At 38.4% G+C, this 1,132-nt stretch carries 1 protein-coding gene and 1 pseudogene; one reads left to right on the top strand and one right to left on the bottom strand.

Features of this window, described 5'->3' with window-relative positions:
- Nucleotides 1–187: 187 nt before the first annotated feature.
- Nucleotides 188–715, bottom strand: coding sequence for a GNAT family N-acetyltransferase (locus VSA01S_RS19760; RefSeq protein WP_039983624.1), 528 nt, complete (start codon nucleotides 713–715; stop codon nucleotides 188–190).
- A 93-nt stretch (nucleotides 716–808) separates the two neighbouring features.
- Here VSA01S_RS19760 and VSA01S_RS19755 point away from each other — a divergent pair.
- A pseudogene (locus VSA01S_RS19755) lies at nucleotides 809–955 on the top strand (IS110 family transposase); the annotation flags it as partial.
- Between the last annotated feature and the right edge of the window lie 177 nt (nucleotides 956–1,132).

Raw genomic sequence — 1,132 nt, 5'->3', positions numbered from 1 at the left:
TGGACAAAAATCAGTTTCGGAAAATCGAACATTAGCAAAAAATGAATAAATACAGGTATGGCAAATAGCAAAACTGACGTGCAGGACTCACAATCTACTTATATAGAGGCTCGGACTTGTCCAACACTTGGGATTTAACGTTGGCTATGCAACACTTAATCCTTATCTGTTAGGTTTTGGCTTAAAATTAACGACTTAGTCCATAAACTGCATGGTCAACAACTCGACCGTTTAAATTTTCAGCACGAGTTATGACACCCTCTAGTTTAAACCCTAGTCGCTCACAAACACTACGACTTGCGTGATTGTCTACTGCTGCTGATATTTGAACTTTCTGCATATTCAATTCAGTAAAAGCATAATCGATAAGCTTTTTTAGTGATTTGCTTACGATACCTTTGCCTTGTAAATCACGGCGTAACCAATAGCCAATTTCGACTTTTTGTAAGTCGTGATTGATCGTATTGAAGCTGATATTTCCTACCACTTCATTTTGATAGATCATCGCACAAACTAATGATTTACCGTCTGCATAGTCATGTAATGATTTTTTGATAAAGCTCAGGAAAAACTCTTCATTTTCCGCATGAGGAGGCCATACTAGCCATTCACTCAAATAATCTCGCTGATTTGAGACAATTTCGAGATATTTTGACGCGAATTTAGGCTCTACAAGTACGAGCTTTAAACTCTCTTCTACATCTACTGTAAACATGATTTTCCTCTTAAAAAACCTAACGAATGATATGAATTCCCCCTCCCGATGATCTGCCACACTCAAGTGGTCAACACCATTACTGGAGGCACCATGTCTAATCTGTCTTACTGCGGTATCGATCTCGCTAAAAATCACTTCAGTGTTCATGCGATTAACCAGCATGGTAAAGTCATTCTTCACAAGAATGTCACACGCTCTAAGTTACTTAATACCATAGCAAAACTGCCTCCTATGCAACAAGCCCATCTAGTTATTTATTTAGACACATCAGAACGGGATGTCCTCTGGAAAAAATACTACTTCTCTCAGGATTTCAATTGTTTCTTTATAAACTTCTTCAGGACTTCTTTCGTCATCGTAGCCCGAACCAGCGTTCATTGCTGGCTTCTCTAATGATTCGACAGCTCTATTAAT

The sequence above is a fragment of the Vibrio sagamiensis NBRC 104589 genome, from assembly GCF_007990935.1.
Taxonomy (GTDB): Bacteria; Pseudomonadota; Gammaproteobacteria; order Enterobacterales; family Vibrionaceae; genus Vibrio; species Vibrio sagamiensis.
This window is presented reverse-complemented; position numbering and strand designations above follow the sequence as displayed.

Excerpts from the sequence above, each read along its gene's own strand:
- VSA01S_RS19760 (WP_039983624.1), bottom strand. The coding sequence starts at position 715 with ATGTTTACAGTAGATGTAGAAGAGAGTTTAAAGCTCGTACTTGTAGAG.